Genomic DNA, 13,474 nt, shown 5'->3' on the forward strand with positions numbered 1-13,474 from the left:
TTAGCGGACGCTTGCCACCTTTGCGATAAAGGGAGCAGAGTCATTGATTCATCACCAACAGCGCGATCACGGTTTGTTTTTCAAGTTGGTCCGAGTGTTCACTGCCACAGTCAGGCAGTGAGACTCTAGGCTCAGAAATGGGTTAGTGGGATATAATCGATAACACGAAAGGCAGGCATTCGATAAGGGCGGTCACCGAATCAATACTTCGCCATGAAGACTATAGACTAATCACAACAGCTTCTTTTTAATATTTTGTTAATTTTTAGATTCTACGAACGAAACTCATACTTACTTTGTCGCGTTCTTGATACGCCTTCGTAACACACTCCCCTGGAGTTTGACTTAAGCACCGGACTCAATGTGCCTAAGTTAATGAATTTTAATGTCATATAAACCGGAGGGGTTATGAGTGTCGAACCAAAAAACCAAGCACTTTCACTAACATCAGAAGCATTCGCTGAAAAGCTTGTCGACATGCTTAATAATGGGGCGACCATAGCGATGATAGCGCTTGGTCATCGATTAGGCATTTTCGATAAGCTTGATGAACATGGAAAGTGCGATGTGGGCACCTTGGCCAAGCAAAGCAACTTAAGCGTATGCTATCTAGAAGAGTGGCTATCTGTGATGGTAACCGCCCATATCGTTCAATATGAACCAGCCAGTCAAACTTTTGCTCTTCCCGAAAGCTACGCCAACTGTCTGTGCCGACGAGCCTCCCCTGATAATATTGCCGTCACGGCCCAGTTTATCCCAATGATTTGCCAAGCATTACCAGCCATTGAGGAGTGCTTCAAGACAGGGGAGGGTTTACCCTACAGCGCATACCCATGCTTTCATCAGGTTATGTCAGAAGACAGTCATCAAACGGTGGTTTCAGCTATTTCTGAGCATATAATGCCCGCTTTTGAAATGCTGCACGAAAGACTTTCAGACGGCTGTGATGTTCTTGATATCGGCTGCGGGAAAGGGCTGGGCGTTCAGGAACTCGCCCGCCTATATCCCAATAGCCGCTTTAAGGGCTATGATCTTTGTGAGAGTGTGATCTTGGAGGCTAGGGCCAATGCCCAGGCACAATCACTGACCAACGTACAGTTTGAGTGTAGAGATGCGACTGACTTTGACGAACCAGAGTCCTACGATGTTGTAATCACCTTTGACGCCATACATGATCAGGCCGATCCTCAGGGTGTCTTAAACGGTATTAAAAAGAGTCTGCGCCCTGATGGACTCTATCTTATGCAAGATATTGCTGGGTCCAGTTACCTGGAAAACAACCTGGATCATCCTTTCGCTCCATTAATATACAGCCTCTCCTGTGCTCATTGTACGCCGGTTTCCTTGCACCAAGGAGGACCTGGCTTAGGTACCATGTGGGGCCAAGAACTGGCTATGCAAATGCTTCGAAAGGCCGGTTTCAATAATATTGAGGTTAAGCACCTTGAGCATGATCCACTTAATATGTACGTAATGTCACAAGCGTAAGAACCTCCCTATGCCCCTACCTTTGGGGCATAGGGCTGACCTAACACATGTACCTTACAGGCCACTAAGAGGATAATAAGGATAAATGAATACTAAGATCATGAAGCTACTATTTAATCTATACCCGCCCTATTGGGGTACCGGAATATCGGTTTCCTTTATTTCCGACGATTACCAGTCTATTCAGGTTAAAATGCCTCTGAGGTTTTATAACCGGAATTTGGTGGGCTCTCACTTTGGTGGCAACCTGATGTCGATGACCGATCCTTTCCTAATGGTAATGCTGATGAAAAACCTAGGAAGAAAATATATCGTCTGGGACGTGGAGACACACATAAACTTCATAAGTCCCGGGAAAGGAACGGTTTACGCAGACTTCAGGTTAACAGAAAGCTGGCTAGAGAGCATAAAGAACCAAATATCGAACAAAGGTGAATCCATACGACCTAAATTCGAAATTCCCATCTATAATAGCCAGGGAAAAACCATCGCGTCGGTCAAAAAAACACTCTATATCAAAAACACCAAGGGTTAGTTCAAAATTTCAAGATATGAATCCAATCCACGGAAAAAGCCTGTCGTATCATCCAACCAAGGCCAATGTTTATCCGAGTCCAACTCGACATAAGCTGACTGCTTGATATTCCTTTTTAGATACCTTCCGTTATCCACACGAAGCATTTGATCCCCACGGGCGTGAACAATAAGACAGGGTAAATGCAGCTCTGGTAACAACGGGCGCACATCCATATGTTTGGCGGCTAAGAGGATTCGTTTAATCATAGAGGGGCTGGACGCTGTTCGCACTGTTCTAGCCCACCACAATGCCAGCTCCGTATATTGCTCGGCCCCTGGCGCGAAGTCCTTCAGATTCAGTGCCGTTCCCCATTCTTTTTGTAGTATGGATAACCATTTATCGTAATTATCCCCGGATAATGTGTAGGGGTAGTCTTCATCTTTAATCCATTTTGCCGCCGTTCCAATCAACACCAGCCCCTCCACTTTCTGGGCCAATTTATTTGCCGTATAAATGGCCGCCGGACCACCTTCAGAAAGCCCCGCAATGATAACTTTGTCACAACCGTAATGGTTAATGATCGATGAGATATCACTACAGGTATCACTTAAGGACGGAGGCTGCCCAATACGATCTGAGAGACCAACGCCTCTCTTGTCGAAAATGATAAGGTTGGCCCTCAAGGCAATAGATTCCAGAAAAGATCTTAAATTTGGCTCCTCAAGAAGACGATCCAGGTGTGACACAAAGCCCCAAACAAAGATGATCGTTTTGTTGCTGGGCTGCGTCGAGCGAAAGTACTTAGTGGCGATATAGACACCATTGTTCTCAACAAACTCTACCTCCTCAAGAGGAGGTATGGACGTATAAGCCTGTCTGGTACCTCGCATTCCTTCTGAGAGAATAGACGCCTTATATTGCTCTACGTTGGGTGACGGCCGAACGCCCAGTTCCGATTCAATGAGCTGTGAATAACCCTTATATTCCTCTATTGCCTTCTGGTTGAGTCCCTTCAGATGGTAAATACGCATCAGGCACATTATGGCCAGCTCGTTGTAAGGGTCCAATTTCTTTAATGTTGTTGCAACGGAAGCGTCCCCTTCCTCGCTCGTTCTATGAGTATCTACAAAGGGTTGCAGTTTGTTTTCCAGACAAGCTATTACTTCCTGTTTCAGTGAAGCTCTTTGCGCCTCTATCCACTCACGCATTTCATCAGAAAGCCCCTGCTCCACTCCATCCAGAAACTCTCGTTCAGCAACCGCAAGAATATCTGTAGCAAAACGGCGGCCAACCAAATCCGCTCTCAACTCCAGAGCGTCTAGCGTCAATGGAAATTGTGAAGATAAGCGAATCAGCTCACCATTGCTCTCACTCCAGCCGCTACCAAGGACCTGATTCAAATCAGAGATACAACTTCTGAGTGCCACTCTGGCGTTGCCTGACTCAGAATCAGGCCAGAGTAACATTGCCAACTTCTCTCTACTGGCAAACCGTCTCGACATAGCAAGATAAACAAGCAGGAGTAAGGACTTCTTTCTCCTTAGCCTAAGTAGGCTATCTCCTTGATAAATAGCAACCTCTCCCAAAGTCACTAATCGAAAGTAACTCTCCTGCATAAAACCCCGTAAATAAGTAGATAAGAGATTAGTTAAGCTAATGGAAGGCTCTAAAGGATTACCCTGCCCATTCTATAGTCTATGACATCTGTCACGCTTTTGTCATGGTCAACCGTACTATGAAGTCATTGTCTTAGCTACCTCTGGAGATTACTGATGATTATTCTTCAGAAGCCCAACCTTTTTCAGATAAATATATATTTTTAAAGGGCGCCATAGCTAGAAAAAATAATCATATCCTTTTTACCAATATCGTGAAAAAAAGGCAGATAAAAATGTACAACATGACTGTCGGGCTATACATTCACAACTCTATTGAATATGAGAAGTACAGAAGAAAGATAAGCCCGATACTAAGAGAACACGACGGGAACTTCAAACTAGACTTTTGGGTTATTCCTTTAAGAGAGGACAAGAAGATAAACAGACTCTTCATAATACAGTTCCCAAATAAAAAAATGATGAAAAAGTTCTTCTCTGATGAGAGGTACTTAAGAGCAAAAGCCGCACACTTCGAGACTTCTGTTTCGGAAACCATCATCTACCAGCGCTACTTTTACGAAAAAAAACATCAAAATGAATAAATCAATACCACTGATAGCTATAGCCATAGCAGTTAATGCATATTATATCGTTAAGCTCGAAAGCAGCCCAATGGATGCATCTGAGGATGCAATGACTTTAGAAGTAGTATCTTGCTCGGGTGGGACCAATGATTACCCTCGAATGGACTCTGTCGCAAGTGCTAAAGAAAAACTAATTATAACACCAGTAGAACAACCCACAACGGAGGAAATAACGAAAGAAGAACCATCGTCCACCCCCAATAAACAGCACCTCCCGGAAGATATAACTCAGGCAGTTGAAGATGCCAAAGGACTGATATCAGGACTCTCTGAAGCAAGCTCTCCTGCGCAGTATTTAGAAGTCAGAAAAGAACTGCACAAGCTCAGCCGGGATGAATACCACCATGTTATGAAGTGGTTAATAATAGAGTCAAACAAAGGCAACATTAACTTTGACATTGCCTTTCTAAATTAAAAGAGGATTAAAATGAGAACAGCATTATTTCTTATTATTCTAGTCGCGTCATCAGTGGCCTCAGCCAACGGCGGGGTTTATATGTACGACTTCTATTCCGGCGGCTACAAATTCACATCCGTTTCAGGAACAATTAGCCATATCGCAGAAAAGGGCGAAGGCGCTTATTTAAACTGCAAGAGTAACCTTTTCAAGCACAGTTTATACTGCCATGCAAAAGACTCCAATGGCAATCGAGCCTCCTGCTATAAATACATGGACTACGCTAAGACATCACGAATTCTCGGCGCTATAAATTCAGCTAGCTCAGTGAGATTTGAAGTTGGCGAGGATGGAAACTGTTACGACCTCACCATAACCAATGGATCTAGCTACTTAAGTGCTTTTTTTAGGTAAGTCTTTTAAGGGCCTGCCATGACCGGGCCCTGCTACCGAAATGACAGAAATTCATGGATATAAATTCAGCCTAAAATATAAGAGTGCTATGAAAAAACTTATAGGATTGATCACTTTTACTTTACTTTCAGGGTGTAACTTGGAAAGCTCAGAAAAAGAATCAGAACCTCCTATGTCCGTTACACTTGAGTTTGACTTTAATCAGGGCTTGCACTCATGGCAGGCTGGATTCTCGGATTTTCCTCCAGGAGATAAAGAGAGCTATGCACTCGAGTCTGGCATTGAAATGCTACCTAACAAAGATAACCAGCAAGGGTTTTATTTAAAAGGCTTCAACAAAAGTGATGACCTTTTCATGTTTATGAAGCGACCGATCTCTGAACTGGTCCCTAATACACACTATACCCTAAGCGGTTCAGTGACTTTTCTCTCCAACGCTGGCAAGAGCTGCTCAGGCATCGGAGGGGCTCCGGGTGAGTCCGTTTACGTCAAGCTTGGAGCATCGGAAATTGAACCTGAACAAGCCGATTATTACATGAATATCGACATCGGAAGTCAGTCCCACTCAGGCAATGATGCATTAGTTATGGGTAACATTGCGGTAGACAACGTGGACTGCAGTGGCGGCCAATTCGAAGAAAAGACCTTAACTCTTGAAGACAGCAGAGGTCTGCCAATACAAACTTCAGAAAACGGGGACTTATGGATATTGTTAGGTACCGACTCTGGCTTTGAAGGCGTTTCAGAAGTGTTTTACACGTCCATAACACTGACCCTGTCCCCCGCTTAAACGTTCAAGGCAAATGATATGACCAACACTCAGGAACATTATGAATCCCATCTGGGCCCCATTTACTCCTGGTCGTTGGGAGGAGCGGAAACAGCCATAAGTCAAGGTAGAAAAGAGCTAAAAGAGTTGGGTATCAGCCCAGCTACAACAGGCACCGCCATTGACCTTGGTGCGGGCTTTGGCACTCATTCGGTTCCATTGGCTGAGAACGGCTACAATGTGCTGGCTATCGACTCTTGCCCGACCTTAATCAGCGAGCTCCGCCAACATTCAGCTTCCCTCCCGATTAGGCTGATCCAAGATGATCTGCACAGCTTTCCTGATTACATTAAGGAAAAGGTGGATCTTATACTGTGTATGGGGGACACCCTGACACACCTAGCAAATAAAAAGGCTGTGGCAGAACTTATCAATACACTATCGGAAAATATAATTCCAGGCGGTTATTTTATTGCTACATTTAGGGACTATTCCGAAGCTTTAGTATCAGAAAATCGCTTTATTCCCGTTCAAAGTGACGAAAACCGCATACTTACCTGTTTTCTGGAGTACTCATACTCTCACGTTATTGTTCACGATATTCTTCACGAACGGCAACACTCTCACTGGAGTACGAGTGTCAGTCAATATAAGAAGCTACGTATCAACCCAGGCTGGATGATAAACGTCTTAAATAAATACGGTTTTAGCGTACGGATGGAGCAGGGTTTCTCCGGAATGATTCGTCTCGTCGCCCAAAGACAATCGTAGAATAACAGAGCTTGACCATATCAGGTTGCATATAATGAAAGTAATAAACACCAAGAACGCCACCCACTACCGATGGGGAACTAACTCTGACGGATGGCACCTATTGCATTCAGATGAGTTGAGTATTATTGAAGAGAGAGTGCCCCCAGGTGAAGCTGAACAACGCCATTATCATAAGAGGTCTCAGCAGTTCTTTTATATTCTCTCAGGCTTGGCTCATATAGAAATAGATGCAGAGATATTTTGCCTTCATCAAGGATGCGGCATTCATGTTTCGCCGGGATGCACACACAAACTGGAGAATAAGAGCTCTCAGGAGCTGCGCTTTTTAGTTGTATCCCAGCCCCACTCCCATAGTGACAGAGTCGAGGTATAAGAGCTCCCCCGAGTTTCACCATTATTGTGTCAGTACAAACACATAAAATATCTACAAAAGCAGGATACAACATGAACTTAAACTATAGATCAGCACAGAGGAGTGACTTAGAAGGTCTGGTGGAATTGCTTATCAATGATCCACTTGGTCACTCACGAGAAGACGCTTCTTACCCACTAAATCAAGCCTATGAATCGGCATTTGAAGCAATTGATAAGGACACCAACAACGAGCTTCTTGTTGTTGAATTAAATGGCAAATTAGTCGGCATGCTTCAGCTTACCTTTATCCCTTACCTCACCCATATAGGAAGTTGGCGCTGCTTGATTGAAGGTGTGCGCATTCACGAAAGTAGCCGTGGCCAAGGCTTTGGTGAGCAGATGTTTAAGCACGCCATTTCGTTGGCCAAAGACAAAGGTTGTAAAATAGTTCAGCTCACCAGTGACAAACAGCGTCCTGATGCCATTCGGTTCTATGAGAAATTAGGATTCAGAGCGAGCCACGAAGGATTCAAGCTTTCACTGTAATTGGACTAATTTGCAGACTCTGGATTCCCCTATAAGGACCCTTTCAATGTTAATTAGAGCAAAACTAGTCTCTCTCGGAAGAATGTCTCGATCAACTTGGAACCATCAATGTCCGTATTCACTTTGCCGAGGTAATGCGGGAAAGGAAATTGACTACCAGGCCAAGTATGACCACCTTCAGATAGCAAATAGGATATAACTGCGGTTTGATTCCTGCAGTCGTTATAAGTAAGTACCTTAACTGACTCAGCGAAGTTCTTGACTCTGGGTTTAGCTACACATTCGTACCGCTTTACCCAAGCTTTCACCGCTTCTTTGACTCCATATTGCCAATACGGGGGCGTTTTGGCTTTCGCATCCAGTGTGTAGGGGTTAATGGGGTCGTCTAAGCTATGAAATGACAGTATGGAAGGGGTTCCTAAAGCATCACATGAATCACCATCCAATTCCGGCTGTCGGATACCAGCAACTAAAGCAACTGCGGCAATCTGTTCAGACATCTTACATGCAAGCATTGAAGCCATCCTTGCTCCACCTGAAAAACCAGTCGCAAAAATAGGTAATTCGGGTAGTCGGTATCGGCTATTCAATTGGGCAATGATCTGCTGAACCATTTGTACATCATCGCTATATTTGGGGCTAGATGGCACATTCCATGTGTACCCTCCGCTTAAGAAGGGGCGAGCCGCTTCGGGTACAACCAGTAAAGCATTTAAACTAACAGCAACCTGCTGCATGTTACTGATCTTCAAGTGTTGTCTCGGATCACTACCAGAGCCATGAAAGTCGAATAGAATAGCCTCAGGAAAGCCCATACCTTCCGGCACCGATAAATGATAACGGCGCGGCTCACCCGAAACATGTATCGTCAACGTCTCATTGATAGCCATAAATTTAGAATACGCATACGACTCAAGATCAGGTTGCCTTTCTACTGCATCGGGACTTTTTACCTCTGCAAGAAAAACCAGTATTATCAAAATTAATCTGGATATTGAGTACTTCATCCGTTTTTCCCTTTTCTCAGTTGCTTATTGCTACTAAATATGAGGGGTATGAAGGGCGGAACTTCTTCCTTGTACTTTAAGTAATCTGGGCCAATATCCTGAACCAAGTCCTTCTCTTCGTGAGGCGTAGCCAGGAGAATGTAAACCAAAACCCCAACAGCAAATACCAGATGCCCCAGAGTCATGACCGGAGTACACCATGCAATCAAAACCCAACAGCTGGATATCGGATGCCTAACTACGCCATACAGAAATTTTGTTGAGAAGGGCGGATCCATGCTTTGCTTCTTAAGGAAATGATTCCAAGCCTGAGCCAGACCCAACAGATGAAAGTGTCCTATCGGGAAGGAGCTCATCACCATCAGCGCCCAGAAGAAAAAATAAAGACCAAGGATCAGGGTTACAACCTCAGGGTGATTAACCTGCCAGATAATGATGTCGATCGGTTGCCAGAAAATAACCAATACTGCAGTCATTAGAGCAGTAAAGTACAGATAGGTCGCTCGTTGTACAGGAACTGGATGATAGCGTTTCAACCAGTGCTTAAATTTAGTACGAGCGGTCAGAGAGTGATGCAGCCCGAAAAGACTGATCAAGGCAGCATTCACAAACAGCGATATCCATACGTTACCTGGCTCCCCATCGTTGATGCCTTTAGGTACAGCGACATTGATAATAAAGCCCATCAAATATATAAGGCTTAGCACTCCCACTAAATATCCACCCAGTGCATAAACCAGAATAAGTAACCGCTTTAGCATATGCTTTTCCTCTACTTTTAATTACAAAGACGAGGCACGTAGACTCATATACATAATACTCAGTGCTATTTAGCCCACTCTGCGTCATAAACAGCATTGTCACGATAACCGTGACAACAGTGTGACAAGATTGGAGAAAGAGGTTGAGAGGGGAAGGGAGGAGAACTAAGAGAAGAGCCCAAAGGACGAATCGGCTCGCTAACGCATTCTACCGGAAAAGGGAATTTCCCCTTTTCCGGGTCTTAGATTGGCAATTAAGCTCTAAGCGCTGACGCTGCGCTCCTGGCGCGAGCGATGACGGCCAGAGCCGCCGTTAGCATTGCCATTATTGCCGTTACCGGCATTATTTCCGCGACGCGGCCTGCGACGGCGCTGGTTGTTACGCGGCTTGTCTTCTTTAACCTCAGGCTTGGCGTTGGGATCTGGCTCGAAACCTTCGATGATCTCACGAGGCAGCTGACGCTTAATCAGCCGTTCAATGTCCCGAATCTGCTTGTTCTCATCCACACTCAGCAGTGATACAGCGCGCCCTTCATTACCGGCACGGCCTGTGCGACCGATGCGGTGCACATAGTCTTCCGGCACATTGGGCAGCTCGAAATTCACCACATGAGGCAGCTGGTCGATATCCAGCCCTCGGGCGGCAATATCCGTGGCCACCAGCACCCGGACCTTGCCGGATTTAAAGTCGGCCAGCGCCTTGGTGCGGGCGCCCTGACTCTTGTTGCCATGAATGGCTGCCGAGGTCAGGCCGTCTTTGTCTAACTGTTTGGCTAAACGGTTGGCACCGTGCTTGGTGCGGGTAAACACCAATACCTGCTGCCAGTTTTGCGAGCCAATCAGGTAGGACAGCAGCTTGCGTTTGTTGCCCTTATCCACCGGGTGGATTATCTGCTCGACCGTTTCTGAGGCGGTGTTACGACGCGCTACTTCCACCAGCACGGGGTTATGCATAAAGCCGTCGGCGAGACGCTTGATTTCATCGGAGAAGGTGGCCGAGAACAGCAAGTTCTGACGCTGATCCGGCAACAGACGCAGCACTTTGCGAATGTCGTGAATAAAGCCCATATCCAGCATGCGATCGGCTTCATCCAGCACTAGAGTTTCCACCTCAGACAAATCCAGATTGCCCTGGCCCACGTGGTCCAGTAAGCGTCCCGGTGTCGCTACCAGAATATCCACACCACGTTTAAGGGCGGCAATCTGCGGATTGATGCTGACGCCACCGAAGATCACGGCACTTTTCAATGGCAAATTCTTACCATAGGTTTTCACACTGTCGCTGACCTGTGCCGCCAGCTCGCGGGTAGGCGTGAGCACCAACGCCCGTACAGGACGCTTGCCACCTTTCGGCGCGTTCTGACTCAGCCGGTGTAGTAAGGGCAAGGTAAAACCCGCGGTTTTACCAGTGCCGGTTTGCGCGCCTGCGAGTACGTCGGCGCCTTTCAGCACTTCAGGGATGGCCTTAGCCTGAATCGGGGTGGGTTCGCTATAGCCTTGTTCGGCAACAGCACGCTGCAATTCGGCCGACAGGCCGAGCTGGTTAAATAACATAGAGTATAAGTCCTTGACCTGCCTGATTCGCTGCCATGTGGCAGTGATACGGTCCAAAGCAGAAAATTAATGCGTCTTGAGGAATGATTCGTAAGACAGGGGCCGACCGAAGGGCGCCCAAAAAATGAGCGGCCATAATATCAGCTTATGGATCAGCGGTCCATGCATTTAACCCTATTCACTTCTCAATAATTTCAAACACTTAAGCAGGTTTTCCTTGAGTGTGTAATAATTTAGCGACTTAACTGGTCCATTAGGCCACTGAATCGTAACCCTTTTTATGCGCCCGAATAAGAGAGTGTAATGAAATATCCTTGTCTCACCGTTCTCCCTCTGGTTTTGTCCGGCTTTGCATTCGCCCAACAACAAGAACACGATGATCTGGAAGTCGTGGAAGTGACCGGCTCAGCCATTGAGCAGCAGTTCTTTTCTCCCAAGGATGCGCTAATTGACGGCCCCTTTGGCCCCAACCAGACGCTAAGTGATATTGCCCGTTCGGTAACTCCTTTATCACAAGCCATGATGGACAACTTTAATATTGATGATCTGCACGATGTGGTGAACCTGGTACCCAACACCTTTGCCGCCAGCGGCTTTGGCAACCCCAGCCTGCCGACCATTCGCGGTCAGTTGGGCGAAGTGTTTCAAAATGGTCTTCGCCGTCAGGGCGGCAATAATGGTTTTGGCATTCCCTTATCCTTTAATGCCATTGAGCAGATGGATGTCGTCAAAGGGGCCCCGCCGGTGATACTGGGCACCACTCAACGAAACGGCGGCTTTGTGAATCTGCACAATAAAACGGCATCTCTGAAGCAGGGGCATACTCAGTTGCAGGGCGGTGCCGGGTCTTATAACCACTACCGGGGACAAGTAGATACTAACTGGCTCATAGATCAGGGCCACCAGGCGCTGCGCACCAGTGTGGAGGTGATCGACAATGGCAGTTTCTACGACTTTGCCCATTTTAACAGCGAGGATCTGTATCTGACCTACGCCTGGCAGCCCGAAGACGGACTGCGTTGGGATCTGAGCCTGGAATACTATGATGTGGATTACACCGATAACGCAGGCTTGAACCGGCCGACTCAGGACTTAATCGACCATGGCTTATACGTCACAGGGCAAGGCGTGCAGCCCAATGGCAGTGCGGTACCCGGCGCTTTTGCCATTGTCTCACCCACCGGCGAAGTCAACATTCCCAGAAGCCGGGTACTGACCCACCCAGGCGACCAAAACCGCATGGATACCTGGCTGTTGCACAGCACCCTCGATTGGACCATTAACGACACACACCGGCTGATTAACCGCAGCTATGTTCAGCATCTTGACCGCTATGAGGTAGCCCAAAACAGCTTTGTAGAGATCATCGATGGTGCCAGAACACTGGAAAACCGCACCGAGATCCATTCCCAGTGGAGTGACGGACAAAGCACCAGCTGGGGGCTCAACCTACGTTATAACCGGGTGCGCGGATTCAGCCAGTTTACCACCGAGGCGGATCTCCCCATCGACCTCACCGGCCCCGTTTCCAACCGGGAAATCCCGTTAACGGATGCGCAAAAGGCGCGGCTGGTCGAATTGGAACCCGGGGTTTTTGTCTCTCCGGGTGCCCAGTACGATCTCAACGGCGATGGCAACGGTGACTTTAACCTGTCGGACACCACCGACTCCATCGGTTGGCAGACCGGACTGTTCGCCCAACACATTAGCCGATGGACCGAAAAGTGGCACACCACACTGGGCCTGAGAGCTGATTATTATGATGTGACCGCTCAGGATGCCCTGCCGCCGGCAGGCGTTACCGAACGCGCCAGAGACAGTTTAGGCGCATGGCTGTATTCCTGGTCTGTGAGTACCCGCTATCATTTAAGTCAGGACTGGGTCGCCTATGCCGCCTATGATTACAGTGAGGCGACCTCCAACAGCATGGCGGGCGGCACCGTGTTGGGCGCGGGCAATAAAATCAGCCCGCTTAACTTTGCCACGGAAAACAAACTGGCCGAGATGGGCATTAAGTATACGCCCCAGCAGAGTCCCTGGTATGCAGCGCTGGCGGTTTTTGACCAGACCCGCAGCTTACGCAATCGCGATGGCAGTAATTCGGGCGTGACCACCAAAGGCTTTGAAGTCGAGCTGTTTTATCAGACCGACAGCCTGTGGGCCAATATGGGTTATAGCTATCTGGATGCCGAGTTCGACAACTCGGCGGCCTTTCAGGACTCCCGTCAGGTGCACGATGCCTTCGACAACTCCCGCCCGGATATTATTCAGGGCACGGGGGTGGGAGCGCCGAACTTTGCCGCCTTCCCTCCGTCCGACCAGCAACTGCACGGACTGCCCGAACAGATGGTCACCGCCGGTATGGGCTATTGGTTAACTCCGCATTGGAACCTGTCCGCCAATGCCAGATACACTAAGTCCTACCCGCTGGACTATCTGCAAACCGTGATGATTCGCGATCAAATCCAGCTGGATCTTAATACCCATTACGAGCTGAGTGACAGACTCAGCCTTAAACTGGCGGTGTTAAATGCCACCGATGAAGACAACTGGCAACCGGTGTTTGAGGGCGGCTACTTTGGCTCCACCCTGGTGATGCCGCAGTTGCCCCGTCGCGCCGAACTGACCCTGACCTACCAGCTCTAGGAGCC

The 13,474-nt window shown here is 47.5% G+C and carries 13 protein-coding genes; 9 read left to right on the forward strand and 4 right to left on the reverse strand.

All coding sequences use genetic code 11. From position 1 onward, the window contains the following. The first annotated feature begins 408 nt into the window (after positions 1–408). Both HMF8227_RS12635 and HMF8227_RS15315 read left to right on the forward strand, forming a co-directional pair. Positions 409–1,488, forward strand: a complete 1,080-nt coding sequence (locus HMF8227_RS12635; RefSeq protein ID WP_109340516.1) for a class I SAM-dependent methyltransferase — start codon at positions 409–411, stop codon at positions 1,486–1,488. Positions 1,489–1,588: 100 nt separating this feature from the next. Beyond that, a complete protein-coding gene (locus HMF8227_RS15315) occupies positions 1,589–2,023 on the forward strand; it encodes a DUF4442 domain-containing protein (protein WP_204101062.1) in 435 nt (144 codons plus the stop codon). Here HMF8227_RS15315 and HMF8227_RS12645 read toward each other — a convergent pair. Next, positions 2,020–3,471, reverse strand: a complete 1,452-nt coding sequence (locus tag HMF8227_RS12645; protein WP_162558603.1) for a bifunctional AfsR/SARP family transcriptional regulator/alpha/beta hydrolase — start codon at positions 3,469–3,471, stop codon at positions 2,020–2,022. The two genes, HMF8227_RS15315 and HMF8227_RS12645, sit on opposite strands and share 4 nt — an antisense overlap. A gap of 425 nt (positions 3,472–3,896) precedes the next feature. Here HMF8227_RS12645 and HMF8227_RS12650 point away from each other — a divergent pair, with 425 nt between their 5' ends. From HMF8227_RS12650 to HMF8227_RS12675, 6 genes are all read left to right on the forward strand, one after another. Then, on the forward strand, positions 3,897–4,205 hold the full coding sequence (locus HMF8227_RS12650; protein WP_109340519.1) for a DUF1330 domain-containing protein: 309 nt from the start codon (positions 3,897–3,899) through the stop codon (positions 4,203–4,205). After that, positions 4,198–4,662: a hypothetical protein gene (locus tag HMF8227_RS12655; RefSeq protein ID WP_109340520.1), complete on the forward strand. Its 465-nt coding sequence runs from the start codon at positions 4,198–4,200 to the stop codon at positions 4,660–4,662. Before HMF8227_RS12650 ends, HMF8227_RS12655 begins: the two co-directional genes overlap by 8 nt. 484 nt (positions 4,663–5,146) lie before the next feature. Continuing rightward, a complete protein-coding gene (locus tag HMF8227_RS12660; protein WP_162558604.1) occupies positions 5,147–5,848 on the forward strand; it encodes a hypothetical protein in 702 nt (233 codons plus the stop codon). A gap of 18 nt (positions 5,849–5,866) precedes the next feature. Further along, positions 5,867–6,598, forward strand: coding sequence for a class I SAM-dependent methyltransferase (locus HMF8227_RS12665; protein ID WP_109340522.1), 732 nt, complete (start codon positions 5,867–5,869; stop codon positions 6,596–6,598). A gap of 34 nt (positions 6,599–6,632) precedes the next feature. Continuing rightward, positions 6,633–6,974, forward strand: coding sequence for a cupin domain-containing protein (locus HMF8227_RS12670; RefSeq protein ID WP_109340523.1), 342 nt, complete (start codon positions 6,633–6,635; stop codon positions 6,972–6,974). Between the two features lie 71 nt (positions 6,975–7,045). Next, entirely contained in the window at positions 7,046–7,501 is a 456-nt protein-coding gene (locus tag HMF8227_RS12675) for a GNAT family N-acetyltransferase (protein WP_109340524.1), read from the forward strand. A gap of 53 nt (positions 7,502–7,554) precedes the next feature. Here HMF8227_RS12675 and HMF8227_RS12680 read toward each other — a convergent pair whose 3' ends face one another. The 3 genes from HMF8227_RS12680 to HMF8227_RS12690 all read right to left on the reverse strand — a co-directional run bounded on the left by HMF8227_RS12680 (position 7,555) and on the right by HMF8227_RS12690 (position 10,823). Beyond that, positions 7,555–8,508, reverse strand: a complete 954-nt coding sequence (locus HMF8227_RS12680) for a CE1 family esterase (protein ID WP_109340525.1) — start codon at positions 8,506–8,508, stop codon at positions 7,555–7,557. Further along, positions 8,505–9,269, reverse strand: coding sequence for a methyltransferase family protein (locus tag HMF8227_RS12685; protein ID WP_109340526.1), 765 nt, complete (start codon positions 9,267–9,269; stop codon positions 8,505–8,507). The genes HMF8227_RS12680 and HMF8227_RS12685 overlap by 4 nt, the downstream gene beginning before the upstream one ends. A gap of 261 nt (positions 9,270–9,530) precedes the next feature. Next, positions 9,531–10,823, reverse strand: coding sequence for a DEAD/DEAH box helicase (locus HMF8227_RS12690; protein ID WP_109340527.1), 1,293 nt, complete (start codon positions 10,821–10,823; stop codon positions 9,531–9,533). Between the two features lie 303 nt (positions 10,824–11,126). On the opposite strand from HMF8227_RS12690, the gene HMF8227_RS12695 reads away from it, so the two are divergent. Continuing rightward, entirely contained in the window at positions 11,127–13,469 is a 2,343-nt protein-coding gene (locus HMF8227_RS12695; RefSeq protein WP_109340528.1) for a TonB-dependent receptor, read from the forward strand. Positions 13,470–13,474: the final 5 nt, after the last annotated feature.

This window comes from Saliniradius amylolyticus (assembly GCF_003143555.1).
In the GTDB taxonomy this organism is placed as follows: Bacteria; Pseudomonadota; Gammaproteobacteria; order Enterobacterales; family Alteromonadaceae; genus Saliniradius; species Saliniradius amylolyticus.

Bases quoted from the DNA above. Each gene is read 5' to 3' on its own strand.
- HMF8227_RS12650 (WP_109340519.1), top strand. From the start codon at position 3,897: ATGTACAACATGACTGTCGGGCTATACATTCACAACTCTATTGAATAT.
- HMF8227_RS12685 (WP_109340526.1), bottom strand. From the start codon at position 9,269: ATGCTAAAGCGGTTACTTATTCTGGTTTATGCACTGGGTGGATATTTA.
- HMF8227_RS12680 (WP_109340525.1), bottom strand. From the start codon at position 8,508: ATGAAGTACTCAATATCCAGATTAATTTTGATAATACTGGTTTTTCTT.
- HMF8227_RS12645 (WP_162558603.1), bottom strand. From the start codon at position 3,471: ATGTTACTCTGGCCTGATTCTGAGTCAGGCAACGCCAGAGTGGCACTC.
- HMF8227_RS12655 (WP_109340520.1), top strand. From the start codon at position 4,198: ATGAATAAATCAATACCACTGATAGCTATAGCCATAGCAGTTAATGCA.
- HMF8227_RS15315 (WP_204101062.1), top strand. From the start codon at position 1,589: ATGAAGCTACTATTTAATCTATACCCGCCCTATTGGGGTACCGGAATA.
- HMF8227_RS12695 (WP_109340528.1), top strand. From the start codon at position 11,127: ATGAAATATCCTTGTCTCACCGTTCTCCCTCTGGTTTTGTCCGGCTTT.
- HMF8227_RS12670 (WP_109340523.1), top strand. From the start codon at position 6,633: ATGAAAGTAATAAACACCAAGAACGCCACCCACTACCGATGGGGAACT.
- HMF8227_RS12675 (WP_109340524.1), top strand. From the start codon at position 7,046: ATGAACTTAAACTATAGATCAGCACAGAGGAGTGACTTAGAAGGTCTG.
- HMF8227_RS12635 (WP_109340516.1), top strand. From the start codon at position 409: ATGAGTGTCGAACCAAAAAACCAAGCACTTTCACTAACATCAGAAGCA.
- HMF8227_RS12665 (WP_109340522.1), top strand. From the start codon at position 5,867: ATGACCAACACTCAGGAACATTATGAATCCCATCTGGGCCCCATTTAC.
- HMF8227_RS12660 (WP_162558604.1), top strand. From the start codon at position 5,147: ATGAAAAAACTTATAGGATTGATCACTTTTACTTTACTTTCAGGGTGT.
- HMF8227_RS12690 (WP_109340527.1), bottom strand. From the start codon at position 10,823: ATGTTATTTAACCAGCTCGGCCTGTCGGCCGAATTGCAGCGTGCTGTT.